This window comes from uncultured Sphingosinicella sp. (genome assembly GCF_963974575.1).
Classification (GTDB): domain Bacteria; phylum Pseudomonadota; class Alphaproteobacteria; order Sphingomonadales; family Sphingomonadaceae; genus Sphingosinicella.
This window is the reverse complement of sequence record NZ_CAXBBQ010000014.1, coordinates 1-23,114: the sequence shown is the minus strand read 5'-3', so window position 1 is coordinate 23,114 and position 23,114 is coordinate 1. Positions and strand designations below refer to the sequence as shown.

Below are 23,114 nucleotides of genomic sequence, written 5' to 3'. Positions count from 1 at the left end.
CATGTATAGTCCCCTAGACTGAATAGAGAATGTTGGTTTGAAAACGGAAAAGCCGCAGACCGGTCTTGCCCGGTCCACGGCGACATCCTGCTTATTTCGGAATCTGCCAGCGGAACGCCTGGCTGCGCGTTTCCTGAACCGGCTGGCCGTTCTGCTGCGCCGGCTTGAACCGGAAACGCCGCTCGATCAGGCTGCAGGTCTGTGTGTCGAGACGACTGGAACCGCTCGATGTCTGAATCGAGCAGCTGCCCTTCACGACTTTTCCATCCGTGTCGATGGTGTAGCGCGCAACCACCGAGCCCTCTTCCTCAGCACGGATCGAGGCTTGCGGATAGTCGTCAGCCGTGATGGTGGCGCCGAGACGCCCCCTCGGCTCTGCACGCGTGGTCGGACCGGCAGGCGGCGGCGCGGGAGGCGCCGGCGGCGCAACGCGAACCGGCTCAGGTCGCGGGGCCTCCGTCTGGATGGTGATCGCGGGAGGCGGCGGTGCAGCCGTCTCAACGATCACTTCGGGCGGTGGAACATAAGGCGGAATCTCTTCGAGTTCCGGTGGTGGAGGCGGCGGCTCCTCGTCGACCGTTGGCTCCTCGACCTCGAACGTCTCCATCGGACCCGTCACGACCTTGACCACACGCAGCGCAAGGCCGCTTATGAATGCGTAGCCGAGAAAGGCGTGGAGTAGCGCAACGAGCGCCAAGGAGACCATGCGCTTCGAGCTTACGCCTTGATCTGCATATGCCATGGACGCGGGTTACTCCCTCTTAGCTGACCCTTAACCATCGATCCCATAGGAATCGATCAAAAACCAGTTGCGGCTTAGACCGCAATCTTATCCCTTTTTGCAACGCTCATGAAGCGGTTGAAAACCGGCTCAAACCGTCCCTGAGCGACCTACTAGCTTGGGCGCCCTGCACCCGCAACTGCTTTGTGGCAGGGTTGTGGCGGGATTGGTCGCTTGCCCAATTCATGCCACGGTCATGTCAAACATGGCTCAAATGCGTTAAGCTGCCAGCAAATATGGATTTTGTTCGATTTCATAGCAAAAGGGACAGCCTGATGCGCCTATGGGCTTTTTTTGTGCTTCTTCTCTGCGGGGGACTGATTCCGCTTACCAGCGCTTCAGCAAACCCGGGACGCGCGGACCTCGTGGCATTGACGACCGAGGCGCCGATTATCGTCCGCGCGACGGTGACGAAGGCCTCAAGGCTCAGCGAAAAACTATCTCCCGGCCTGGCGCCCGGCTTTCGCCGTTTCCTGATCAGCGCAGAAATCAGCAACGTGCTGATCGCCCCGGGATTCGTGTCGAAAAATATCGAGTACCTCGTCGATATCGGTGCTGATCCGCGTGGCAGGACGCCGAAACTCAAGGGGCTTCCCGTTCTGCTGTTTCTCGCGCCGGGAAACCGCGAAGCGCAGTACCAGCTCGTCCGCCCCTGGGCGCAGGTGGACTGGACCGCCGAGCGCGATGCCTATGTGCGCGCCGTCGCGGCCGAGGCCGTCGCCTCCCCGGATATCCGCGACATGGAGATTTCAGGGCTCGGACAGGCTTTCCACGTGCCCGGCAGCCTTCCCGGCGAATCCGAAAGCCAGATCTTCATCCAGACGAAGGCGGGCGAGCCGATGTCGCTGGTCGTACTGTCACGCCCCGGCCAGCCGAAAATGTTCAGCGTGGCCACAGGCGATATCATCGACGATGCCGCCGCCGGCGTGAAGGACGGCAGCCTACTCTGGTATCAGCTCGCCTGCGGCCTGCCGCGCAGCCTGCCCGTCGCGAGCACATCGACGCTTGATTCGGAAACCGCCGCCGCCGCGAAGGTGGACTATCGTTTCGTGCTCGATTCGCTCGGTCCGTGCGACCGGGCCTATTCGGAGTAGGCCATCGGCAGCGACGACAGCTCGACGCCCACGAATTCGCAGTCGGGATAGATATCAGGCTTCGCGGTTGCGACGCGCAGCGCCAGTACGCCCTTCCTTGCCGCGATGATGTCGTAGACCGCGCGGCAGAAGGTTTCCTGCAGGTTGAAACGGCGTGCGGCGGCCAGCGTCTTCACGGTTTCGCGTAGGAAATCGTAGTTCCAGGCGCTTTTCACCTGATCGTCGGTGGGGAACGACGCCTCGTCCACCCAGAGGTCGACATCGACGCGTAGTCGCTGCGGCGCGCCGACCTCGAAGCTGTGGAAGCCGATATCGACGAGCAGTTCATAGCCGTGCAGCCGAATCCGTCGCGCCTTGGGCGCCAGCGCTTCGGGAACGAGGCCGCGCGGTGCGGGGCTCATGCGCCCTCTCCCACCATGAAGGCGACGTCGCGCGGCATACCGAGCATACGCTGCCCCGCATCGAGCACGATCACCTGCCCTGTGATCGTCGGAAGGGCGATCAAATATTGCATTGTCATGACAACATGCTCCACCAGCACACCGCGCCGCAGCGGGTTATACACATGCGCGCGATCGAAATTTTCCCGCGTCTGCGGGCCGCTGACCAGCGTTACCGAGGGCGCGATACCGTTCACGCGGATATTGGGCGCAAGCGCCCTCGCCTGCAGTTCGGTGAGCCCGGCAAGCCCGAGCTTGCTCACCGTGTAGCTGTAGAAATCGGGATTCGGGGCAGCAATCTTCGCATCGAGCAGATTTATGACGAGGCCGTTCCGCCCCGCGCACTGTGCCGCGAACTGTTGCGTGAGCAGCGCCGGCGCGCGCAGATTCACGTCGATCTGCTCGTCCCACTGCGCTGCACTGAAGTCCGTCTGCGTGTCGTAACGGAAGAGCGAGGCATTGTTGATCAGCAAGGAAACCGGCGGTTTTCCGGGCTCCAGTCGATCGAACAGCGTGCGGCACGCCTCCGCGTCGGCAAGGTCCGCACGCACGAGCGAGGCACTGCCGCCGGACGACCTGATTTCGGCGACGAGCGCCTCCGCGGCGGCCACCGATTCGTTGCAGTGGACGTGAACGTGCCAGCCGCCCGCCGCGAGCGCACGCGACAGCGCGCCGCCGATGCGTTTCGCGCCGCCGGTGACGAGTACGCTCGCGGGATTGCCGAACTCCGGTGTCATCGGCGAGCGCTTACCCGTCGGCGTACCAAGGGGCAAGCCGCTGCCCTTTTTTTCGGCAGTCCGAGCAGGTCAGTGCCAGCGCCGGTGAGCGCGACATCTCCAGAGACTTATCCACAGGCTCCGGGGACAAGTCATTTCCGTGACAGTTGAGAGGACCGCCTCCCTCGCCTACATCTGAAGGTGATGGCTGAACCCCCGCAGATTGATCGCTTTTCCGAGGAGCAGGCGACCTACGCCGTGCGCGGTCGCGACACGCCCGATCTCGATGCGGGCGTGGCGGCGATCCGCAATGTGCTGAAGACGCTGCCGGTGCGGCCAGGCGTTTACCGGATGCTCGATTCGAGCGGGGACGTGCTCTACGTCGGCAAGGCGCGCAGCCTGAAGAACCGCGTGACCAGCTACACGCAGGTCGCGCGGCTGCCGAAGCGCCTGCAGCGCATGGTTTCGCTGACGCGTGCGATGACGATCGTCACCACCGCGAGCGAGGCGGAGGCGCTGCTGCTCGAAGCGCAGCTCATCAAGCGTTTCCGGCCGGCGTTCAACGTGCTGCTCCGCGACGACAAGAGCTTCCCCTTCATCTTCCTCAACGAGGACCATGCGTTCGCCCGCATTTCCAAGCATCGGGGTGCGCGGAAGGGAAAGGGTGTCTATTTCGGCCCGTTCGCCAGTGCGGGCGCGGTGAACCGCACGCTGAACGCGCTTCAAAAGGTGTTCCTGCTGCGAAGCTGCTCGGACAGTTTCATGGCGAATCGCACGCGGCCCTGCCTGCTTCATCAAATTCGCCGCTGCTCGGCGCCCTGCGTCGATCGCATCGACGCAGCGGGCTACGCTGAACTCGTCGCAGATGCGAAAGACTTCCTCGCCGGCAAGAGTCAGTCGGTGCAGCGCAAGCTCGGCGAATCGATGCAGGCCGCGGCCGAGAAGCAGGATTACGAACTCGCCGCCGTCTACCGCGACCGCCTGCGCGCGCTCACCTACATCCAGGGCCAGACGGGCACGGCCGAGGGCGTGAAAGACGTCGATGTCATCGCGCTCGCCGAAAAAGCCGGGCAGTTCTCGATCCAGGCGTTCTTCATCCGTGGGGGCCAGAACTGGGGTCACCGCGCGTTCTTCCCGAAGAACACCGCGGGCAGCACCCCGGAAGAGGTGATGGCGAGCTTCATCGTGCAGTTTTACGAGGATATGCCGCTGCCGCCGGAAATCCTCGTCGACCGCCTGCCCGCCGAGCACGAGTTGATCGCCGAGGCACTTTCCAGCCGCAGCACACGCAAGATCGCAATCCGTCAGCCGCAGCGCGGCGCACTGAAGCGCCTTGTCGATCAGGCGGCGCGCAACGCGGTCGAGGCGCTCGACCGCAACCTCGCCGAGGGCGCCACGCAAACCAGGCTGCTCGCCGAGCTTGCCGACATTTTCGAGCTACCCGAGCCGCCGCGCCGCATCGAGGTTTACGACAACAGCCACATTCAGGGCACCAACGCGGGCGGCGGCATGATCGTGGCGGGGCCGGAGGGCTTCCTCAAGAACAGCTACCGCAAGTTCAACATCAAGGACGCATCGATCACGCCCGGCGACGATTTCGGCATGATGCGCCACGTCCTCGGCCGCCGCTTCGCGCGGCTCGGCAAGGAAGACCCCGATCGCAAGGGCAGCGACTGGCCCGACCTCGTCCTCATCGACGGCGGCAAGGGGCAACTGTCGGCCGCGATGGACATTCTCGCGGAGCAGGGCATCGACGACGTGACGCTCGTCGGTGTCGCCAAGGGGCCGGACAGGAACGCCGGCCGCGAGGTCTTCCACCTGATGGACGGCCGCGAACTCACCCTGCCCCTCAATTCGCCCGTGCTGTTCTACCTCCAGCGCCTGCGCGACGAGGCGCACCGCTTCGCCATCGGCGCGCACCGCGCCAAGCGCAGCAAGGCGATCTCCGCCAATCCGCTCGATGACGTGCCCGGTATCGGACCGACCCGGAAGCGCGCGCTTCTGATGCACTTCGGCACCGCGAAGGCTGTCCGCTCGGCCGCGCTCGAATCGCTGATGGCCGCGCCCGGCATCTCGAAGGCAATGGCCGAGGTGATCTACGACCACTTCCATCCGCGCGGATAAGCGCTAACGTCGAGCGCGACTCGAATCGGGCCTTTTGGGGAGGCATTCCGCATGATGAAGCTCTACACAGCCGCGACGCCGAACGGCTACAAGGCCTCGGTCGCGCTTGAGGAAATGGGCTTCGACTACGAATTCGAAAAGATCGACCTCACCGGCGGGGCGCAGAAGCAGGACTGGTTCCTGGAGATCAACCCGAACGGCCGCATCCCCGCGCTCGTCCACGATGATTTCCCGATCTTCGAATCGGGTGCGATCATGCTCTATCTCGCCCGGCTTTCCGGCAAATTCTACGGGACGGACGCGAAGTCGCAGAGCCGTGTCGAACAATGGCTGATGTTCCAGATGGGCGGCATCGGCCCGATGATGGGGCAGGCAAACGTCTTCTACCGCTACTTCCCGGAAAAGATTCAGCCCGCGATCGACCGTTATCAAAGCGAAGGCCGCCGCCTGTTCGAAGTGCTGGAGCGCCAGCTTTCGCGCACCGAATATCTCGCGGGCGACTATTCGATCGCCGACATGGCCAACTGGTGCTGGGTGCGCACGCACAAGTGGTCCGGCATTTCCATCGATGGCCTGCCGAACCTCCAGCGCTGGCTTGAGGCGATCATGGCGCGCCCGGGCGTGCAAAAGGGCATTTCCGTGCCCGAGGACATGCGCGCGCGGATCCGCGATGACGACGAAGATTCGGCCAAGAAATTTGCCGAACAGGCACGCAAGATCGTGGTGACGGGCAAACCCGCCTGATCGCCTTCAAGGAGGGGCAAAACCAATGATGACGTATCCGCTGACGCTGCTCGGCACGCTCGCCGCGCTGGCCGTTTACGTATGGGCGTCGATCCCGGTTGGGCAGGCGCGCGGCAAGTTCGGCGTGAAGGCACCCGCCGTCACCGGCCATCCAGAGTTCGAGCGCGCCTTCCGCGCCCACCAGAACACAATGGAACAACTCGTTCTATTCCTGCCGCTCGTCTGGATCGTGGCGACCGTGTTCGACGACCTCTGGGGCGGCATTTATTCGGCGGCCTGGGTGGTCGGCCGAATCGCTTACGTGATCGGCTACATCAAGGACGCTGAAAAGCGCGGCGCGGGTTTCCTCATCTCCGGCCTCGCCAGCCTCGCAGCGCTGGTGGGCGCAATCGTCGCGGTGGTGATCGACCTCGTGCGCTAGGGTCGATCGACATTCACCTTCGATGGCAACGCGAAGAGATCGATGAACCGGCCTGCGATTTTCGGATCGCCTGCAACCGTCAAATCCTCTTCAGCGATGGGCCTCTTGCCGTAGAAGACACGGACGAGCGCAGTCGTTCCGCCTGAAAAGGTGACGTCGGCTTGCTCGGTTTCGCCGCGGCGAATGGAAAGCTCGCCGTCCGACAGGTCGGCAACGAACGCATCGTCCGGGAACCGGAATGCGATTCGCGCGCGCATCGCGGCTGCGCGCTTCGTGTCTAGCATCGTGCGCAGCGAAAGCATCGTCGATGCGGGCGACAGCGGCCTGGAGGGATCATGCGCGGGCGAGCGCGCCGCCCAGCGGCCCGTCGTCTGCAGGATCGGCTCGGCCTCGTAGCCCCACGGCGTCAATTCATAAACCGGCACGGAGGCAGGCGGCGGCAGCGTCGTCCGTCGCAACACACCGTGCGCTTCCAACCCTTCCAGCCGCTGCGTCAGCACGTTCGCGCTCACGCCCGGCAGATGCGCGCGAATCTGGCCGAAACGGCGCGGCCCGAACATCAATTCCCGGATCACCAGCAACGCCCAGCGTTCCCCGACCAGCTCAAGAGCCAGCGCGGCGCCGCACGCATCGTCGTACCAGCGCGGTCCGCCCATCGCTTTTTTAGTTATTTTTTGTAATTTCATAGTTGCTTTTTATAACTCATGTGCCAGCCTGTGCCAACAACCATAGAGGGAGACATCATGTGACGCAGCATCCCGTCATCACCACATTCGGATGGGTTCCTGAATTCGCGCGCGGCTTCGTCCGCGATCTGCGTCCGCGCTGGGCGTTTGAAGAGGTCGGGCAACCCTATGACGTCAACTACATCGCTATCGAATTCGCGAAGACGCCGCCGCACCGCGCCTATCAACCTTTCGGACAGGTGCCGACGTACAAGGACGAAACCGTCGAGATATTCGAATCCGGCGCGATGGTTTTGCACATTGCCGAGCGCGCGGGAAAACTCATTCCCGCCGACCCGGCCGGGCGGGCCAAAATGATTCAGTGGCTGATCGCTGCACTCAACACGATCGAACCGCGTGTCATGGCGCTCGTCATCAACGACGTGTTCGAGGCGGATCGGGCGTGGGCGAAGGATCGGCGCCCCGTCGTGCTGGAAACGCTCGAGAGCGGCCTCGCCGACCTTGCCGGGGCGCTGGGCGACAAGACATGGCTCGATGGCGACATGTTCACTGCGGGGGACCTGATGATGGTATCCGTGCTCGGCGGGCTTCGCGGGACCAATGTCCTTGATCGCCATCCCCGTGTCGCTGCCTATGTCGAACGGGGTGAGGCCCGCCCAGCCCACCGGAAGGCGATGGCCGATCATCTGGCGGTGTTCGCCGACGCGGCGGCAGCCTGAGAGAAAGGGGAAAACCATGACCTATGTTGAAGGATTCGTCATCCCCGTTCCCACCGCCAACAAGGACGTCTTCCGCGATCACGCCGCGGCGGCCGCGCCGATGTTCAGGGAATTCGGCGCCACCCGTGTCGTGGAATGCTGGGGCGATGATGTTCCGGCGGGCAAGATCAACGACTTTGCAGGTGCGGTGCAGGCAAAGTCCGATGAAACCGTCGTGTTCTCGTGGCTAGAATATCCCGACAAGGCCGCCCGCGATGCCGCGAAAGAACGCATGATGGCGGACGAGCGAATGGAGGCGATGGGCGAGATGCCGTTCGACGGCATGCGCATGATCTTCGCGGGTTTCCGCCCGCATGTCGAAGTCGGCGCTGGCGGCGACACGGGCTATGTCGATGGCTTCGTGCTGCCGGTGCCGGACGGTAACAAGGATGCCTATTTCCAGATGGCGCGCGAGGCATCCGCCGTGTTTCTCGATCACGGCGCGACGCGTTTCGTCGAGTGCTGGGGCGACGACGTGCCGAACGGCAAAGTCACCGACTATCGCCGGGCGGCGCATGCGAAGGACGGCGAGACCGTGGTCTTTTCGTGGATCGAATGGCCGTCGAAAGCCGCGCGTGACAGCGGCATGAAGGCGACGATGGAAGACCCGCGCATAAAGATGGCGCCCGAAACCATGCCATTCGACGGCGCCCGCATGATCTTCGGCGGCTTCGAACCTGTCGTCGACAGCTGAGCCGCGTCGAGGCTCAAGCCCCGCAGCGCTTCAGGAAATCCTCGATCAGCCGCTTGTCGGGCCGGGCCAGCAGCGTCATCGCCGTCCCCTGCCCGGCCAGCGTCACGCGCTTGCCGGCCCAGTCGCGCACGAACGTCGGCGGCAGGCCGACGCGTGCGACGACCATCATTTCACCAGAAGGATGATACTGGACCGACGCCATGAGCGGCGTGACCTTGTCCGGCGGACCAACCAGAAGCTGAGTGCGCGTCCCTTCGGCAACGGACATACGCGAATCGGCCGTGAAGAACGCAAGTTCGAAAACCTTCGCGTCCCGGTCGCAAACCGCGAACAGATCGATGTCGTCGCTGTTCGGGGCACCGTAAACGAGCTTCGCCGCATTGCCTTCGGACGCATCGGCATCGAAGATCGCCCAGCTGCGATTGTAGGTCGGGGGCCGCGTCGCACAGGCTGCGATGAGCAGCAGCACCGAAATAATGCCGAGGCGCTTCATATGCCGCGAAACTCCGCGAATTCGGCGAGCGGGACGCGCTTCGCGTGGAGCTTGTTGGCGGGATCGTCGGGGTCTTTCCAGCCGATCGCCATGCCGGTGAACAGCATCCATGCGTCGGGCACGCCGAGGAACGTGCCGATCGTTTTGGGATACATCGCCCAGCATTCCTGCGGGCAGGAATCGAGGCCCGCCTCGCGCAGCAGCAGCATCACGTTTTCAAGATACATGCCGAGATCGGACCACTGCGGCGGTCCCATCGTGCGACTGACATAGCAGAACAGCGCAACCGGCGCGCCAAAGAACATGAAATTGCGGGCGAACCAGCGCCGCCGCGCGTCCCGGTCCTCGCGCGGAATGCCGATGTGGCCGTACATGTCCTCGCCGACCTGAAAGCGGCGCGAGGCGTAGGGCTCCCCGAGCGCCTTCGGGTAGATGTCGTACTCCATCTCCTCGCCGCGCGGTGCTTCGACGATGCGCGCCGCCATGATCTCCTTCAGCCGTGTCAGTTCGTCGCCGCCGACAGCGTAGATGTGCCACGGCTGCAGGTTGCCGCCCGACGGCGCACGCGCCGCCTTTTCGATGATCTCGCGCAGCAATGCGGGATCGACAGGCCGGTCGAGGAAGCCGCGTACCGAGCGGCGGGTTGCAATCGCTTCACTGACGTTCACTTCGATTCCCAAAGCCATGTTGAGCAGGCGCATACGATAGCCTAACGTCCGCCCATGCTGTCCAGCCTCCCCAATCTGCTCACGCTCTCACGCATCCTTGCGGTGCCGCTTCTGGTCGCCCTGATGTGGAACGCAAACTGGTTCGGCTATCTTGTCGCCTTCGTTGTTTTCTGCATCGCCGGAGCGACTGATTATCTGGACGGTTATCTCGCCCGCGCGCAGGGGACGGTTTCGAAGCTCGGCGTGTTTCTCGATCCGATCGCGGACAAGATCATGGTGGCGGGTGCGATCATCATGCTCGTGGAGAACGATATCGTCCGTGGCTGGACGGTGATTGCCGCAATCATCATCCTGATCCGCGAGATTACGGTTTCCGGCCTGCGCGAGTATCTGGCCGGGATTCAGGTCTCCATCCCGGTCAGCCAGCTCGCCAAGTGGAAGACCGCGTTTCAGATGATATCGATCGGCGCACTCATCCTTGCGGGCGCCGCAGAGATCAGATTCACTTGGCTGCCCGCCTACGAGGTCGGCATTGTTTCGCTGTGGGCGGCTGCGATCCTCACGCTCATTACAGGGTACGACTATCTGAGGGTCGGCCTCAAGCACATGGCCTGAACCCGTGAGGCTCAATCTCGTCTATTTCGCATGGGTGCGCGAACGCATCGGCCTTGACGGCGAGACGCGTGACCTTGCGGCGCACACGGTCGGCGAAGCGCTCACGGCGCTATCCGCGCTCGGGGACGGCTATGCATCCGCGTTCGCCGAACCGCACCGCCTGCGCTTCGCGCTCGATCAGGATTTCGTCGACGCGGACGCGGCGCTTCGCGAGGGCGCGGAGCTTGCCATCTTCCCACCCGTGACCGGCGGATGATCACCGTCCGCGTCCAGACCGAAGCATTCGATCTGGCGGCGGAAACGCGCGCGCTTTCGGAAGGCCGCACCGATATCGGCGCCATCGCCAGCTTCGTCGGCCTCGTGCGCGGCGGCGAGATCGAGGCGATGACGCTGGAGCATTATCCGGCAATGACCACAAAGGCGCTCGAAGCGATCGCCGCGCAGGCCGCAGCGCGCTGGCGGCTGCTCGGCGGCATGGTCATTCACCGGCACGGCCGCCTGCTACCGGGCGACCCCATCGTGCTCGTCGCCATCGCCGCCGCGCACCGCGGTGACGCCTTCGACGCCTGCGCGTTCATCATGGACTATCTGAAGACGGGCGCGCCATTCTGGAAGAAGGAAGAAACCGGCGGCGAAAGCCGCTGGGTCGAAGCCAAGACCGAAGACGACGACGCGCGCAACCGTTGGAATTAGGGCGTCGGCGGCGGTTCAGATTCTTCCGTAACCGCCTTGTTGATCCGGTCCGAAAGCGCACGCGCGGCTTCGCGAATGCCTTCCGCGTCCTCGGGCGTGTTGGCGATGACATTGCCCAGCTGACCGAGCAGCGCCGCCGCCCGCGCGACATCAATCCGCTCGCCGCGCAGCACCGCCTCCGCATCCGGCCCGAGCAGGACCGAGAGATCGACCTGCGCAGCGGCGTCCGCCTCTTCGCGCGCGCGTCGCTCCTCGGCCTGGCGCTCGGAGATCTGGCGGATTTCCGGCAGCGCCTCCATCATGAACTCGTGCCACATCACCGCGGGCATCGTGGAGCCGAGCACGCCGTTCATCGGCGAATTGTCGTCGTTGCCGACCCAGACGCCGACGACGAGATCGCCCGCGAAGCCCACGAAGATCGCGTCGCGCGAATCCTGCGTCGTGCCGGTCTTGCCGAAAGCTGCGATCGGCAGCTTCGCGCGCGTGCCCGTTCCGTAGTCGATCGTCGCGCGCATCATCTCGCGCAGCGCCGCGCGCTCGGGGAGGCTGTCCCCTCCAAGCGCACGCAAGCGTGACACCACACCTTCATCGCGCGGCGGAGCCGAAACCGCGTAGGGCACAACCGGCGGCGTGCCGCCCGCGACCGACGCATACGCCGAGGTCAGATCGAGGAGCGACATCGTCGAGGTGCCGAGCGCGATGGTGAGGTCGTCGCTGATCTCGTCCTTGATGCCGAGATCGCGCGCAGCCTTGCGGATCGCCCCTGCCCCCACCTCGTTCGCCAGCCGAGCCGCCGCGACGTTGGAGGAGAGCGCGAAGGCCCGCTTCAGCGTGATCGGGCCGCGATACTTGCCGTCGTTATTCTTGGGACTCCAGTCGCCGATGGTGACGGGCTCGTCCTCGATCTCGCTGTCGACGCTCATGCCGCTGCGCAGCGCGGCGAGATAGACGAACAGCTTGAACGCTGAGCCCGGCTGCCGCTTCGCCTGCACCGCGCGGTTGAATTCGCTCTTCTGGTAGTCCCTGCCGCCCACCATGGCGACGACGCGGCCATCCGGGTGCATGGCAACGATCGCCGCCTCGCCGACATCGTGCCAGCCCGCGCGATCGAGGTTGCGCTTCACAACGCGCTCGGCAAGCTTCTGGAGGCGGCTGTCGAGCGTCGTTGCGACCTTCACCTCGCCGAACACGTCAGGCGTGCTGTTCGCGGCCTCCGCCCACGCCCAGTCTGCGAAGTAGCTCCCCGTCGGCAGGCCCTTCCGGCCGGGACGCAGCGCCGCGCGCCGCGCACCGCGCCATTCCGCGTCGGTGATGAGGCCCTGTTCCTTCATCGCGGCGATGACAAGCTTTCCGCGTTCGCGCGCCGCGTCGTAATCGTTGGTCGGCGCTAGCCGGGACGGCGCCTTGACGAGACCCGCGAGCATCGCCGCCTCGCCGATCGTCATCTGCTCGGGCTCCTTGCTGAAATACTGCTCCGACGCTGCGCGCAGGCCATAGGCACCGTCGCCGAAATAGACACTTGAAAGGTAGCGCGAGAGGATCTCGTCCTTTGTCAGCCAGGCTTCCAGCCAGAAGGCGATGATCACCTCCTGCGCCTTGCGCGTCAGGCTTCGATCAAGGCTGAGGAAGCTTGTCTTGGCGAGCTGCTGCGTGATCGTGGAACCGCCCTGAACGACGCGGCCCGCCGCCGCGTTCGCCTGCGCGGCGCGCAGAATGCCGCGAATGTCGATGCCGATGTGGTCATAGAAACGCCGGTCCTCGATCGCGACGAAGGCCTCCCCGACGTGCTCGGGCAGTTTCGTCACATCGACCGGCTCCGCCTTGAAGCTGCCCCGGCGCGCGATCGGCGTACCGTCGGCGGCGGTGAGGACCAGCGCAGGCGTTTCCAGCGGTTCGAGCGCCTTGCCGAGCGGCGCCGTGATCGCCAACCACGCAACGATGCCGAAGAACACGAGCAGCAAGCCTGCCGCGATTTTGGGGAGCCAGCGCAGCCAGCGTCGGCGCGGCTTGGCCGCCTCCTCGGGAGGGGGAACGTTCTCTCCGCCAAACTCGGCGGACCATGCGCGGTATTCATCGGGATCGAGCGACTCGACGCGTGGGCGGCGGAAGATCATTGCGGAGTCGCCATTCTCATACTGTCATACTTACGCAAAACAGTGGCCCGTTCAATCGTCGTGGGCGGCTGATGGGGCGATGCGTGGTGGGCCCGGAGGGACTCGAACCCCCAACCTAGCCGTTATGAGCGGCCAGCTCTAACCATTGAGCTACAGGCCCGTCGCCCCGCTTTCCCCCCGCGCCGGACGACCGCAGCGCTTAGACGCTCGCGGCCTGCTCCGCAAGAGTAGCGGGCTTCCCGTCGCGCTGGGCATGGGCCGCCGCGACGACCTCCTCAACGCTGGCGGGCTTCACCCCCGCGCGCGTCAGCGTCGTCAGCACGCCGTCCCACCAGGCATAGAAATCGGCAAGGTCGCGCGCGTCGCGCACGTAGGGTGTGTGGCCCGGTTCCACGGACGGGGAGTGGAAGGAGATGGAGAAGATCTGCGTTCCCGCCTCGACGAGCAGTTCGATCGCCTGGATCGCCTCATCAAGCGGTATGCCTTCGGGCGTCAGCGCCACGCGGCCGAGCAGCGAGGTGCGCGAAAGGAGACCGTTCAGTCGCGGCACGCGCGTGGCAATCTCGAAAGCCCGCTCACCGAACACGCGCAATCCGCCCGTGAAGGTGGAGGTCAGCGGCAGTTCGAGAAGTCGCCGTTCCGGCCCTGTCCAATAGAGCTGCGGTCGGATGTTGCGGAAACTGGGGCCGCCTTCGTCGCTGTAATCGAAATAAGGCCGAACCGACACATCCATCCGGTAGCCGAGTTCGTCGAGCAGCGCCTCCGTGTTCGGCCCGACGCCATAGCGTCCTGCCCTGTAGACGATCGGCGCCGCGCCGAAATTCTCGTCGATGGCCTCGGTCAGCGCCTTGATCTTGGCGCGCTCCACCTCGCGCGGCAGGTTGCCGGGAAAGCTGTTGGGGCCGCCGACGCGTTCAAGGAACGGCGGGTTCACCCAGGGATGCAGCTGCGTGCCGATCGTGGCGCCGTCATTTTCGGAAAGCGCGCGCAACACCTCGACACTCTCGGGCGTCGTCGCCACCGGATAATCGACCATGTAGGCGGGCTTGATATCGAAGCCGCGCATCAGGCTGTGCACCTTGGGCAGCGACTTCACCGTTTTCACCGACGTCGAATCGCGACTCTTGGGCTGCGTCCAGTCGAACTCCTCTTCGGTGTCGACAAAAACGAGCACGCGCTGGCCGAATTCCGGGCCGAACGAGATGTATTGATTGTCCGAGGGGGCCAGCATGTCGCGACAATAAGCGTTCGGACGTTTCCGGCAAGTAAAGCTGCAAAAAAGGGAGGCTTCGGAACGGGTTAGGCCCCCGGCTTCTTGGGAGGGAGGGAGGTGAAGCCGGGGACCCGTCTACCGAGGCCCGCGGGGAGGGAGGGGAGCGGGCCTTCGATTTCCGTTGCAGCGGTGTGTTGCTGCGATGAAATTGGTGTACGGAAAGACGGCCCTATTGTGCACTGCCGCAAATCACAATGCAGCTATGCACCCAACGCATAACTCTCGTCGACGTCGAGTGTCGCCGGGGTCATTTTCTCAATGAGAAAATCCCTCAAAATCTTGATTCGTATGGCATTTCTAAGCTCGGGGACGTAGACGAAGTACGTGCGGAACACTGGCCCCTGCACGTCCGGCAAAATCACCTTCACACGCCCGGACGCACGGATCAGATAGCTCGGCAATGCTGCGATGCCCACACCGGCTTCCACGGCCTGCAGGATACCGAAAACGCTGTTGACCATAAGCGCCGGACGGCGCGGCGGACCTTGATGGCCCACGTCCTGTATCCAGTTGACGCCACGAATCGTCGAAGGCGCGGTTTCGCCGAAGGCGATGATACGGTGGTGATCAAGATCCGCGATCGTTTGCGGCACCCCGTAGCGTGCGAAATAGTCGGGTGAACCGCACAGGCGGTAGCGGATCGCGGCAAGCTGCCGCTGCACGAGATCGTTCTGTGTGGAGGGATGAAAGCGGATAGCGACGTCCGCCTCGCGCTTCTGAAGGTCGAGATCGTCGTCCGCCAGCACCATGTTGATCTGGATGTCCGGGTAACGCTCCAGAAATTCGGGAAGCATGGTCGGCAGCCAGGTCGAGCCGAACGACATAGTGGTCGTCAGCCTGATCTCGCCGGTCGGCCGGTCTTTCGACAGCTCGATCGCTTGCCGCGTCCGCTCGACGCGCTCGAACATCTCGGTTGTGGTTGCCGCAAGCTGCTCGCCCTCGTGCGTCATCGCAAGGCCGCGCGCATGGCGGTGGAACAGCTTGGCGCCCAGCATGTCTTCCAGCGAAGCGATCTGCCGCGAGAGCGCCGGCTGGCTCATGCCCAGCCGGCGCGAGGCCTCGGTAAAGCTGCCCGCTTCCGATACCGTATGAAAAAGCCTGAGCTTTTCCCAGTCGAGCACGGCTACTCGGCCGCTTCCGCGAGCCCGGCTTCGTGGTGCGCGAGGAAGCGCTCGGCCTCGAGCGCTGCCATGCAGCCCATGCCGGCCGCGGTCACGGCTTGGCGGAACACCTTGTCCTTCACGTCGCCCGCCGCGAACACGCCGGGCACGGAGGTCGCCGTGCTGTCGGGCGCAGTGAGGATATAGCCCTCCCCGTCCATGTTCAGCTTGCCCTTGAACAGCGCCGTCGCCGGATCGTGGCCGATCGCGATGAACAGGCCGTCGACATCGAGCGCACGGTCGGCCGCGCCGTTCGTGCCGCGCAGCTTGATCCCGGTAACGCCCAGCGGATCGCTGGCGCCGATCACCTCGGCAACCTCTGCGTTCCACACCGCCTCGACCTTCGGATTGGCGAGCAGGCGGGCCTGGTTCGTCTTGTCCGCGCGCAGTTCGTCGCGACGGTGGATGAGATAGACCTTCTGCGCGAAGTTGGTGAGGAACAGCGCTTCTTCCACGGCGGTGTTGCCGCCGCCGACCACCGCGACGGTCTTGCCGCGATAGAAGAAGCCATCGCAGGTCGCGCAGGCCGAAACGCCGAAGCCGCGAAAGCGCCCCTCGCTCTCAAGCCCGAGCCAGCGCGCCTGTGCGCCGGTCGCGATCACGACCGTGTCGGCAAGATAGATGGTCCCCGAATCGAGCGTCAGGCGGAACGGCCGGCGCGAAAAATCCACGTCGGTAACGATATCATCGACGATCTCCGCGCCCACATGCTTCGCCTGCGCCGCCATTTTCTCCATGAGGTCGGGGCCCATGATCACCGATTCGCCCGGCCAGTTCTCGACATCGGTGGTGATGGTAAGCTGTCCGCCCGGCTGCAGGCCCCGGATGATGACGGGATTGAGCGCCGCGCGCGCCGCATAAACGCCGGCCGTATATCCGGCCGGACCCGAACCGATCACCGCAACGCGAACCTGCTTCGTTTCACCCATCACACCTCATCCCTGCTAGCCGAAAGTCGGACAGGAGATGTAATCTCTGGATGCGCGAATTACGAGGCCTCGCTTGCGTCGTCCTCCTGACGCTGCGGCGGCTGCCCGAGCGGGATGGAAAGCTCGAAAACGTACGGCGCGAGCCGGAACGTGCCGCCCACTGTCGCGGCAAGGCTGCCGACAAGCTTGAGCCCGAAGCCGATGCCCAGAACCGGCGCTGCGTCCTCGCCGCCGGGGATGCCCGCAGGATCGAACAGCTCGTCCTCGCTCTTGCCGAGCGTGGCACGCGGCCGGGTCACCGCGACGCGCAGTGCGCTGCCTTCGGCCTGCACGATCACCAGCACCGATTCGTCGGTCGCCGCAGAGGCCACCGCTGCGGTGAGCAGCCGCGCCAACGCGCGCTCGAAGACAGACGAGTCGGAGGCGACGGCGGGGATATTGTCGGCCACGAAAGGCACCAGCGCCACGCCGCGATCCCCGGCGAGCCCTTCGTAGCGCGCAACCACCTCGCGGGCCTTCGCGCCCGCGTCGAACGTGCCGAGTCCGGGTCGATAACGCCCCTGCTCGATGCGCGCGGCATCCGAGAGGTCATCGAACGCGCTCAGCAGCTTTTCGGCCTGCTTCAGGATATTGCCCGCCTGCGATCGGTATTCGACCCCCGCTTCGCCGAGGATTTCACCTTCGATCAGCTGCGCGAAGCCGATGATGGCGTTGAGCGGCGTGCGCACCTCGTGCGCCATCGTCGCGAACGCCTCGCTCGACGCGCCGGTGCCGAAGAGGCCCGCCGCCTGCGACGCCGCGGCGGCAATACGTTCCGGCGGATCAAGCGCGATCGCGCTTCCCCAATAACCCGTGAAGCGCCCGGTCTTGCGGTCGAACTGCGGTAGGCCGGACATACGCCAGCGCCCCGGAAGCCCAAGCTCCGGCTGGCAGGTAACGATCACATCGCGGAAGGGCACGCGGCGCTCCGCCGCGCGGCGCACCTGCCCGCTCCCGTCCGGCGTATCGAACTCGACAAGCCAGTGGCCGACAAGCTGCGGCGGGGTTGCGGGGCTTTCGATGAGAATGCCCTGCTCGTCGCAGCGCCATGTCCAGCGGCGTTCCAGTTCCTCGACCGGGCTTTCGCGCGGTTCAGCGGTGTCTTCCGCAGCCTCGCCCTGTTCAGGCTCGTGACCGCGCGAACGGAACGCCGAAATTCGGTCGAGCAATTCCTTGATCTGGCTACGCCCCGATTCGAGCGCCGGGGCGGCCGGTTCATCGAGCACTGCGGGCTGCATCGCGGGCGCGAAGCGGGCCTTGTCGACCACGGCGGCAGGCGTCGCGGCAATCGCGGCATCGGGGACGAACAGCCGTTCAGCCCCGCCTCCGGCAGCAGCGCCCGGGCGCCCCGAGAGCAGCTCACGCACCGGCCCCGGCAGATCGCGGCGCGAAAGCATCCCGGCATGAAGGTGTTTGGGCGCACGCCTTGCCAGGCGCCACCATTCAGGCTCGTCGAGGTGCGCGACCTGCAGCATCCGGTCGTAGTGGTGCGAAACATGCCCCCTGAACAGGCGCAGATGCAGGCTCCGCGCGCCCGCGCGCGCCGCCTTGTCGATCATCGCGTTCCTCAGAGATTCGGGCACGTCCCGGCTCAACCGCGACAGCGCACGCAGCGCACGCCGCCGCAGCCGCGCATCCGCGCAGTCCCGGCGCTGGAGCGACAGGTCGATGAGCTGACGAAAGGCAGCCGCACGGGCGTCGGGAGAATCCCTCTCCGCCAGCGCAACGGCCGTTCTTATTGTATCGTCGTGGCGCATCGCGGAGTCGCGGGGTCCTTTCGGGAACGTAATGTGTCCCGTTTCGCGCGAGTTTTGAAGTGTTCCGGTTAAATCCGCCTTTACGACGTGTTCGAATTGCGCTTCTCCGCAATTATATTATAACCATTTGCAACAAATCATTGAAAGGTTGCGGCGAATGCCGTCGAATCGACATATTATCGACGAAACTGACCGGATCGTTTTGAAAAGCCTTCAGGATGAGGGCCGGCTCACCAACGTCGATCTCGCCGCGCGCGCCGGGCTTACTGCTCCGCCGACGCTTCGCCGCGTCCGCGCGCTCGAAACCGCCGGGATCATCCGTGGCTACCATGCGGACCTCAATCCAGAGGCGCTCGGCTACAGCATCATGGTTTTCGCGATGGTCAGCCTGAAGAGCCAGGCCGAGAACGACCTCCGTGCCTTCGAGGAGCATGTCGCCCAGCTCCCGCCGGTTCGCGAATGTCACATGCTGAACGGCGAGATCGATTTCATCCTGAAAATCGTGGCGCACGACCTTCAGGAGTTCCAGCGCTTCCTCACCGCGCACCTCACCTCGGCGCCCAATGTCGAGCACGTGAAAACGTCGCTCACCATCCGCACCTCGAAGAACCAGCCGGGCATTCCCGTCGACGACGCCTGAGCGCTACCAGATCTTGCCGGGCACGACCGGATGCGAGGCGGATAACCCGCCGTCGACCGCGACCGCCTGCCCGTTCACGTAGGACGCATCGTCCGAGACAAGGAACGCCGCCAGCCGCGCGACCTCGATCGGCTGCGCGGCGCGCTTCAGCGGGTTCAGTTGGCCGATCTTGCCTTCGGTGCCGCGCTCGCGCGCCATGTCGAACATCGGCTGCGTCATCCCGGTTTCGATGACGCCGGGGCAGATCGCGTTGATGCGGATGCCTGTACCCGAAAGCTGGTAGGCGCTCGTCTGCACGAAGTTGATCACGCCGGCCTTCGAGGCGCTGTAAGGCGATCCGCCCGCGCCCGAGCGGATACCCGCGACCGAGGCCGTGCAGAGGATTGCCCCCTTCCCCGCCTTCACCATCTCCCGCGCGGCGGCCTGTACGAGCAGGAACACGCCGATCAGGTTCACGCGCAGCACCTGCTCCCACTCGCTGACCTCAAGGTCGAGAAGGCGGTGCATACCGCCCGAAATGCCCGCATTGGCAAAGGCGATGTCGAGCGGACCGTCCGCCGTCGCCGCCGCCACGAGGCCGTCGACGAAGCTCTTGTCACCGACATCTCCGGTGAAGGCTGTGGCAGCGTCTCCGATCCCGGCTGCGACGTCATGAACCGCTTCGCTGCGGTCGGCGATGAAGACGCGCGCGCCTTCCTCTGCAAAGAGGATCGCGCTCGCGCGGCCGATGCCGCTCGCCGCGCCCGTGATGATCGCCGTCTTGCCTGCGAGCTTGCCCATATCGCACCTCCATCTGGTCTGGAGGCCATTTGTGACGTTACATCACGGCCGCGTCAGCTATGAAAACGGTCATCCACGCGAAGGGCTGCCCTCGCGCGTCAGCCCGAAAAAGGCCACTGCAGCGATCACGAGCGACAGGCACATGACTGCGGCCATGGGAATCGCGGTCCCGTCCGCGAACAGGCTGGTAATCGTCATCGCGAGGCCGCCCACGGTGAAACCGGTGGCCCCCATCAGCGCACTGACCGAGCCCGACCGGGCCGGGTCGACACTAAGCGCGCCCGCGCTCGCGTTGCCCATGATGAAACCGAAGCTGGAAAGGATGCCGAACAGCATCACCATGACCGCCGCAAGCCCGCCGACATTGAGTAGCGAAAGCGCGAGAAGTGCGAACCCGAACAGCGCGGCAACGATACTCGCAACCGCAAGGACGCTGTCGGCCCGGAAGCGTGCAAGGGCGACGCGGTTCAGCTGGCTCGCAACGATAAGGCCAAGCGCGTTGACCCCGAAGAGCCAGCCGAAGCCGGTGGGCGAAATGCCATAGGTGCCCATGATGAGCGCCGGTGACGCCGAAATATAGGTAAACAGGCACGCGCTGTTGCAGGCGCTCGCGAGCAGGTAACCGAGCAGCTTGCGGTTGGTCGCCAGCAGCGCCAGCGCGGCGATCGGATGCTCGCCTCGTGCTGTCGCTTCAGTCGCGTCGGAGCGCGTCTCGCCGAGGCGAAACACGATGGCGTAGAGCATCATGAGCCCGAACAGCATCATGAAGATGAAAATCGCCCGCCAATTCGTCACCACCATCAGGTAGCTGCCGAGCAGCGGTGCAAGCACCGGCGCCAGCCCGAACACGAGCATGATCATCGAGAATACCCGCGCCGATTCCTGATGATCGAACACGTCGCGGACGATGGCACGCGAGATCACCATCCCGGCGCAGGCCCCCAGCCCCTGACCGAAGCGAAGCGCGGCAAGCATGTTGGGCGACGCCGCAAACGCACACAGCACGGATGCCAGCACGTAGATGGCGATGCCCGCGATCAGCGGCGGCCGCCGCCCGATCCGGTCCGAAAGCGGCCCGTAGAACAGTTGGCCGAGCGCAAGGCCCGCAAGGAAGGTCGCCAGCGAGCGTTCGACAACACCGTCGGACGCCCCGAAATCGGCCGCGATCACGGGAAGCGCGGGTAGGTACATATCGATCGAGAGCGCACCGAACGCCGTCAGGCCGCCCAGAAGGACGACCATGCCCAGCGGCGATTTCGACGCATTTTCTCGCGAAGTTCCGTGCACGCTTCCTGTTCCTCTAGGCGGGTGACTCTCCGCACAGGTGCCACTATGCGTGATCGCCGATTCGGGCCATCGGATGGAGAAATGCCGCTATGACTGCCATCAACGACGTTGTCGACCTCTCCCGCGACGGGGAAATCGCCGTAATCACGGTGAATTCGCCGCCTGTGAATGCGCTCTCGGCGCCGGTCCGCGACGGCATCGCGGAAGGCGTGACGTCGGCGGTCGCCGATCCCGAGGTGAAGGCGATCGTGCTCATCTGCGCGGGCCGCACGTTCATCGCGGGCGCCGACATCACCGAGTTCGGCAAGCCGCCGCGCGGCACCAGCCTGCACCAGATGATCGACGTCATCGAGAGCGCGACGAAGCCCGTGATCGCCGCGATCCACGGCACCGCGCTCGGCGGCGGCCTCGAAACCGCGCTCGGCGCGCACTATCGCGTGGCCGTGCCGTCCGCGAAGCTCGGCCTTCCCGAAGTGAAGCTCGGTCTCCTGCCGGGTGCAGGCGGCACCCAGCGCCTGCCGCGTGTCGTCGGCGCCGAGGCCGCGCTCAAGATGGTCACGTCGGGGAATCCGATCGGCGCGAAGGCCGCGCTCGATTCGGGTCTTGTCGATGAACTGGTCGATGAAGCCGACCTTCGCGGCGGCGCCATCGCCTTTGCGCAGAAGGTGGTCGCCGAAAATCGTCCGCTCAAGAAGATCCGTGACCGCAGCGTCACTGCCGATCCTGCGCTCTTCGCCGAATTCCGCGCCGCGAATGCCCGCAAGTTCCGGGGCTTCGACGCGCCGGAGGCGAACATCAAGTGTATCGAGGCCGCCGTCACCCTGCCCTTCGAAGAGGGCATGAAGCGCGAACGCGAACTGTTCATGGGGCTGATGACGGGCACCCAGTCCGCCGCACAGCGCCACATCTTCTTCGCCGAGCGTCAGGCTGCGCGCATCAAGGATCTGCCCGAAGGCACCACGCCGCGCCCAATAAAGTCGGTCGGCGTGATCGGCGCGGGCACGATGGGCGGCGGCATTTCCATGAACTTCCTGTCGGCGGGCATCCCGGTGACGATCGTGGAAACCAGCCCGGAAGCGCTCGATCGCGGCGTTGGCATCATGCGCAAGAACTACGCCGCAAGCGCCGCCAAAGGCGCACTGAAGCCCGAAGCGGTCGAGGCCAACATGGGCCGCCTTACCCCCGTGCTCGATCTCGAAGCGCTGAAAGACTGCGACCTCATCATCGAGGCGGTGTTCGAGGACATGGCCATCAAGAAAGAGATTTTCGCGAAGCTCGACCGCATCGCGAAGCCCGGCGCGATCCTTGCCAGCAACACCTCCTACCTCGACGTCGATGAGATCGCCTCCGCGACCTCACGCCCGCAGGATGTCGTCGGCCTTCACTTCTTCTCGCCTGCGAACGTGATGAAGCTGCTGGAGGTCGTGCGCGGCGCGAAGACCGCGCCCGACGTGCTCGCCACGGCGATGGGCCTCGCGAAGACGATCGGCAAGGTGGCGGTCGTCGCGGGCGTGTGCTTCGGCTTCATCGGCAACCGTATGCTCCGCGCCCGTCAGGACCAGGCGCAGGCGCTGATCCTGGAAGGCGCCATGCCGTGGGATGTCGACCGCGTCCTCTACGACTTCGGCTTCCCGATGGGACCGTTCCAGATGGCCGATCTCGCCGGGCTCGACATCGGCTGGAATGCTGCGACCTCCAAAGGCGAAACCGTGCGCGACCGGCTCTGCGAGGCGGGCAAGCGCGGACAGAAGACGGGCAGCGGCTTCTACGACTACGACGAGAAGCGCAACCGCACGCCCTCGAAGGTCGCCGAAGACATCATTCTCGCCAAGTCTGCTGAACTCGGCATTGAGCGCCGAGAGATTTCGGATGCGGAAATCCTCGAACGCTGCCTCTATCCGATGATCAACGAAGGCGCGAAGATTCTGGAAGAAGGCATTGCGCAGCGTCCGTCCGACATCGATGTCGCGTGGATCTACGGCTACGGCTTCCCGGTCTATCGCGGCGGCCCGATGTTCTACGGCGATACCGTGGGTCTCAAAGCCCTGCTCGACGGCCTCGAAAAATACGAGAAAGTCCACGGCGCGGCCTTCAAGCCTGCCGCGCTTCTCAGCAAACTCGCGGCCGAAGGGAAGTCCTTCCGCGACCTAAACTAGGTTTCGTGGACAAAGCTTGACTGGAGACTCGGAGGTTGATTCAAGGCTGTCT

General features: G+C 64.7%; 24 protein-coding genes, 1 tRNA gene and 1 pseudogene. 12 read left to right on the top strand and 14 right to left on the bottom strand.

Annotated elements, in window-relative coordinates:
• Positions 1 to 91 precede the first annotated feature (91 nt).
• Positions 92 to 742, bottom strand: coding sequence for a TonB family protein (locus AAC014_RS17550; protein ID WP_339711188.1), 651 nt, complete (start codon positions 740 to 742; stop codon positions 92 to 94).
• 404 nt (positions 743 to 1,146) lie between these two features.
• Between AAC014_RS17550 and AAC014_RS17545 the strand changes: the two genes are divergently transcribed.
• A complete protein-coding gene (locus AAC014_RS17545) occupies positions 1,147 to 1,875 on the top strand; it encodes a hypothetical protein (RefSeq protein WP_339711186.1) in 729 nt (242 codons plus the stop codon).
• Here AAC014_RS17545 and AAC014_RS17540 read toward each other — a convergent pair.
• The gene (locus tag AAC014_RS17540; protein WP_339711183.1) at positions 1,863 to 2,276 is read right to left on the bottom strand and encodes a dihydroneopterin aldolase; all 414 of its coding nucleotides are present in this window, start codon (positions 2,274 to 2,276) and stop codon (positions 1,863 to 1,865) included. The two genes, AAC014_RS17545 and AAC014_RS17540, sit on opposite strands and share 13 nt — an antisense overlap.
• Positions 2,273 to 3,088: an SDR family NAD(P)-dependent oxidoreductase gene (locus AAC014_RS17535; protein ID WP_339711180.1), complete on the bottom strand. Its 816-nt coding sequence runs from the start codon at positions 3,086 to 3,088 to the stop codon at positions 2,273 to 2,275. The genes AAC014_RS17540 and AAC014_RS17535 overlap by 4 nt, the downstream gene beginning before the upstream one ends.
• A gap of 147 nt (positions 3,089 to 3,235) precedes the next feature.
• Between AAC014_RS17535 and uvrC the strand changes: the two genes are divergently transcribed.
• The 3 genes from uvrC to AAC014_RS17520 are packed head-to-tail and all read left to right on the top strand — an operon-like array spanning position 3,236 to position 6,320.
• A complete protein-coding gene (gene uvrC, locus AAC014_RS17530) occupies positions 3,236 to 5,155 on the top strand; it encodes an excinuclease ABC subunit UvrC (protein ID WP_339711177.1) in 1,920 nt (639 codons plus the stop codon).
• 51 nt (positions 5,156 to 5,206) lie between these two features.
• Positions 5,207 to 5,899, top strand: coding sequence for a glutathione S-transferase N-terminal domain-containing protein (locus AAC014_RS17525; protein ID WP_339711174.1), 693 nt, complete (start codon positions 5,207 to 5,209; stop codon positions 5,897 to 5,899).
• Positions 5,900 to 5,924: 25 nt separating this feature from the next.
• Complete coding sequence (locus tag AAC014_RS17520; RefSeq protein ID WP_339711172.1) at positions 5,925 to 6,320, top strand: MAPEG family protein; 396 nt, start codon at positions 5,925 to 5,927, stop codon at positions 6,318 to 6,320.
• Here AAC014_RS17520 and AAC014_RS17515 read toward each other — a convergent pair.
• Positions 6,317 to 6,976 (bottom strand): winged helix-turn-helix transcriptional regulator, encoded by a 660-nt coding sequence (locus tag AAC014_RS17515; RefSeq protein ID WP_339711170.1) that lies wholly within the window; start codon positions 6,974 to 6,976, stop codon positions 6,317 to 6,319. The two genes, AAC014_RS17520 and AAC014_RS17515, sit on opposite strands and share 4 nt — an antisense overlap.
• Before the next feature lie 89 nt (positions 6,977 to 7,065).
• On the opposite strand from AAC014_RS17515, the gene AAC014_RS17510 reads away from it, so the two are divergent.
• The 3 genes and pseudogenes from AAC014_RS17510 to AAC014_RS17500 all read left to right on the top strand — a co-directional run bounded on the left by AAC014_RS17510 (position 7,066) and on the right by AAC014_RS17500 (position 8,458).
• Positions 7,066 to 7,725 (top strand): glutathione S-transferase family protein, encoded by a 660-nt coding sequence (locus AAC014_RS17510; RefSeq protein ID WP_339711168.1) that lies wholly within the window; start codon positions 7,066 to 7,068, stop codon positions 7,723 to 7,725.
• A pseudogene (locus tag AAC014_RS17505) lies at positions 7,607 to 8,035 on the top strand (DUF1428 domain-containing protein); the annotation flags it as partial. The gene AAC014_RS17510 and the pseudogene AAC014_RS17505, both read left to right, overlap by 119 nt.
• A gap of 18 nt (positions 8,036 to 8,053) precedes the next feature.
• Complete coding sequence (locus AAC014_RS17500) at positions 8,054 to 8,458, top strand: DUF1428 domain-containing protein (protein ID WP_339711252.1); 405 nt, start codon at positions 8,054 to 8,056, stop codon at positions 8,456 to 8,458.
• 13 nt (positions 8,459 to 8,471) lie between these two features.
• On the opposite strand, the gene AAC014_RS17495 is transcribed toward AAC014_RS17500, so the two are convergent.
• Both AAC014_RS17495 and AAC014_RS17490 read right to left on the bottom strand, forming a co-directional pair.
• Positions 8,472 to 8,951 carry a hypothetical protein gene (locus tag AAC014_RS17495; protein WP_339711166.1) on the bottom strand — a complete coding sequence of 160 codons (480 nt, stop codon included), beginning with the start codon at positions 8,949 to 8,951 and terminating at the stop codon, positions 8,472 to 8,474.
• Positions 8,948 to 9,652 (bottom strand): nitroreductase, encoded by a 705-nt coding sequence (locus tag AAC014_RS17490; RefSeq protein ID WP_339711164.1) that lies wholly within the window; start codon positions 9,650 to 9,652, stop codon positions 8,948 to 8,950. Before AAC014_RS17490 ends, AAC014_RS17495 begins: the two co-directional genes overlap by 4 nt.
• A 24-nt stretch (positions 9,653 to 9,676) precedes the next feature.
• Here AAC014_RS17490 and pgsA point away from each other — a divergent pair, with 24 nt between their 5' ends.
• Genes pgsA through AAC014_RS17475 form a run of 3 tightly spaced genes read left to right on the top strand, consistent with a single transcriptional unit; the run spans position 9,677 to position 10,927 of the window.
• Positions 9,677 to 10,234, top strand: a complete 558-nt coding sequence (pgsA, locus tag AAC014_RS17485) for a CDP-diacylglycerol--glycerol-3-phosphate 3-phosphatidyltransferase (RefSeq protein ID WP_339711249.1) — start codon at positions 9,677 to 9,679, stop codon at positions 10,232 to 10,234.
• Between the two features lie 4 nt (positions 10,235 to 10,238).
• Positions 10,239 to 10,490, top strand: a complete 252-nt coding sequence (gene moaD, locus AAC014_RS17480; RefSeq protein ID WP_339711162.1) for a molybdopterin converting factor subunit 1 — start codon at positions 10,239 to 10,241, stop codon at positions 10,488 to 10,490.
• Positions 10,487 to 10,927: a molybdenum cofactor biosynthesis protein MoaE gene (locus AAC014_RS17475; RefSeq protein WP_339711159.1), complete on the top strand. Its 441-nt coding sequence runs from the start codon at positions 10,487 to 10,489 to the stop codon at positions 10,925 to 10,927. Before moaD ends, AAC014_RS17475 begins: the two co-directional genes overlap by 4 nt.
• On the opposite strand, the gene AAC014_RS17470 is transcribed toward AAC014_RS17475, so the two are convergent.
• The 6 genes from AAC014_RS17470 to AAC014_RS17445 all read right to left on the bottom strand — a co-directional run bounded on the left by AAC014_RS17470 (position 10,924) and on the right by AAC014_RS17445 (position 18,199).
• Positions 10,924 to 13,041 carry a PBP1A family penicillin-binding protein gene (locus AAC014_RS17470; RefSeq protein ID WP_339711157.1) on the bottom strand — a complete coding sequence of 706 codons (2,118 nt, stop codon included), beginning with the start codon at positions 13,039 to 13,041 and terminating at the stop codon, positions 10,924 to 10,926. The genes AAC014_RS17475 and AAC014_RS17470 overlap by 4 nt on opposite strands.
• Before the next feature lie 84 nt (positions 13,042 to 13,125).
• Positions 13,126 to 13,201: transfer RNA gene (locus AAC014_RS17465), tRNA-Ile, on the bottom strand.
• Between the two features lie 39 nt (positions 13,202 to 13,240).
• Positions 13,241 to 14,272, bottom strand: a complete 1,032-nt coding sequence (locus tag AAC014_RS17460; RefSeq protein ID WP_339711154.1) for a polysaccharide deacetylase family protein — start codon at positions 14,270 to 14,272, stop codon at positions 13,241 to 13,243.
• A 242-nt stretch (positions 14,273 to 14,514) separates the two neighbouring features.
• Positions 14,515 to 15,435 carry a LysR family transcriptional regulator gene (locus AAC014_RS17455; protein WP_339711152.1) on the bottom strand — a complete coding sequence of 307 codons (921 nt, stop codon included), beginning with the start codon at positions 15,433 to 15,435 and terminating at the stop codon, positions 14,515 to 14,517.
• A gap of 2 nt (positions 15,436 to 15,437) precedes the next feature.
• Positions 15,438 to 16,403 (bottom strand): thioredoxin-disulfide reductase, encoded by a 966-nt coding sequence (gene trxB, locus AAC014_RS17450; RefSeq protein WP_339711150.1) that lies wholly within the window; start codon positions 16,401 to 16,403, stop codon positions 15,438 to 15,440.
• A gap of 59 nt (positions 16,404 to 16,462) precedes the next feature.
• Positions 16,463 to 18,199, bottom strand: coding sequence for a HAMP domain-containing sensor histidine kinase (locus AAC014_RS17445; protein ID WP_339711148.1), 1,737 nt, complete (start codon positions 18,197 to 18,199; stop codon positions 16,463 to 16,465).
• 157 nt (positions 18,200 to 18,356) lie between these two features.
• Between AAC014_RS17445 and AAC014_RS17440 the strand changes: the two genes are divergently transcribed.
• Entirely contained in the window at positions 18,357 to 18,839 is a 483-nt protein-coding gene (locus AAC014_RS17440) for an Lrp/AsnC family transcriptional regulator (protein ID WP_293781529.1), read from the top strand.
• 3 nt (positions 18,840 to 18,842) lie between these two features.
• On the opposite strand, the gene AAC014_RS17435 is transcribed toward AAC014_RS17440, so the two are convergent.
• Together AAC014_RS17435 and AAC014_RS17430 are read right to left on the bottom strand one after the other, a co-directional pair.
• The gene (locus AAC014_RS17435; protein ID WP_339711143.1) at positions 18,843 to 19,619 is read right to left on the bottom strand and encodes an SDR family NAD(P)-dependent oxidoreductase; all 777 of its coding nucleotides are present in this window, start codon (positions 19,617 to 19,619) and stop codon (positions 18,843 to 18,845) included.
• A 69-nt stretch (positions 19,620 to 19,688) separates the two neighbouring features.
• The gene (locus AAC014_RS17430) at positions 19,689 to 20,906 is read right to left on the bottom strand and encodes a multidrug effflux MFS transporter (protein ID WP_339711140.1); all 1,218 of its coding nucleotides are present in this window, start codon (positions 20,904 to 20,906) and stop codon (positions 19,689 to 19,691) included.
• A gap of 89 nt (positions 20,907 to 20,995) precedes the next feature.
• Here AAC014_RS17430 and AAC014_RS17425 point away from each other — a divergent pair, with 89 nt between their 5' ends.
• Entirely contained in the window at positions 20,996 to 23,062 is a 2,067-nt protein-coding gene (locus AAC014_RS17425; RefSeq protein WP_339711137.1) for a 3-hydroxyacyl-CoA dehydrogenase NAD-binding domain-containing protein, read from the top strand.
• Positions 23,063 to 23,114: the final 52 nt, after the last annotated feature.

Coding starts and splice junctions, on each gene's coding strand:
- AAC014_RS17515 (WP_339711170.1), bottom strand. CDS start 6,976: ATGGGCGGACCGCGCTGGTACGACGATGCGTGCGGCGCCGCGCTGGCT.
- AAC014_RS17520 (WP_339711172.1), top strand. CDS start 5,925: ATGATGACGTATCCGCTGACGCTGCTCGGCACGCTCGCCGCGCTGGCC.
- AAC014_RS17435 (WP_339711143.1), bottom strand. CDS start 19,619: ATGGGCAAGCTCGCAGGCAAGACGGCGATCATCACGGGCGCGGCGAGC.
- AAC014_RS17525 (WP_339711174.1), top strand. CDS start 5,207: ATGATGAAGCTCTACACAGCCGCGACGCCGAACGGCTACAAGGCCTCG.
- AAC014_RS17440 (WP_293781529.1), top strand. CDS start 18,357: ATGCCGTCGAATCGACATATTATCGACGAAACTGACCGGATCGTTTTG.
- AAC014_RS17490 (WP_339711164.1), bottom strand. CDS start 9,652: ATGCGCCTGCTCAACATGGCTTTGGGAATCGAAGTGAACGTCAGTGAA.
- uvrC (WP_339711177.1), top strand. CDS start 3,236: ATGGCTGAACCCCCGCAGATTGATCGCTTTTCCGAGGAGCAGGCGACC.
- AAC014_RS17425 (WP_339711137.1), top strand. CDS start 20,996: ATGACTGCCATCAACGACGTTGTCGACCTCTCCCGCGACGGGGAAATC.
- AAC014_RS17445 (WP_339711148.1), bottom strand. CDS start 18,199: ATGCGCCACGACGATACAATAAGAACGGCCGTTGCGCTGGCGGAGAGG.
- AAC014_RS17500 (WP_339711252.1), top strand. CDS start 8,054: ATGATCTTCGCGGGTTTCCGCCCGCATGTCGAAGTCGGCGCTGGCGGC.
- AAC014_RS17550 (WP_339711188.1), bottom strand. CDS start 742: ATGGCATATGCAGATCAAGGCGTAAGCTCGAAGCGCATGGTCTCCTTG.
- trxB (WP_339711150.1), bottom strand. CDS start 16,403: ATGGGTGAAACGAAGCAGGTTCGCGTTGCGGTGATCGGTTCGGGTCCG.
- AAC014_RS17495 (WP_339711166.1), bottom strand. CDS start 8,951: ATGAAGCGCCTCGGCATTATTTCGGTGCTGCTGCTCATCGCAGCCTGT.
- AAC014_RS17540 (WP_339711183.1), bottom strand. CDS start 2,276: ATGAGCCCCGCACCGCGCGGCCTCGTTCCCGAAGCGCTGGCGCCCAAG.
- AAC014_RS17475 (WP_339711159.1), top strand. CDS start 10,487: ATGATCACCGTCCGCGTCCAGACCGAAGCATTCGATCTGGCGGCGGAA.
- AAC014_RS17460 (WP_339711154.1), bottom strand. CDS start 14,272: ATGCTGGCCCCCTCGGACAATCAATACATCTCGTTCGGCCCGGAATTC.
- AAC014_RS17470 (WP_339711157.1), bottom strand. CDS start 13,041: ATGATCTTCCGCCGCCCACGCGTCGAGTCGCTCGATCCCGATGAATAC.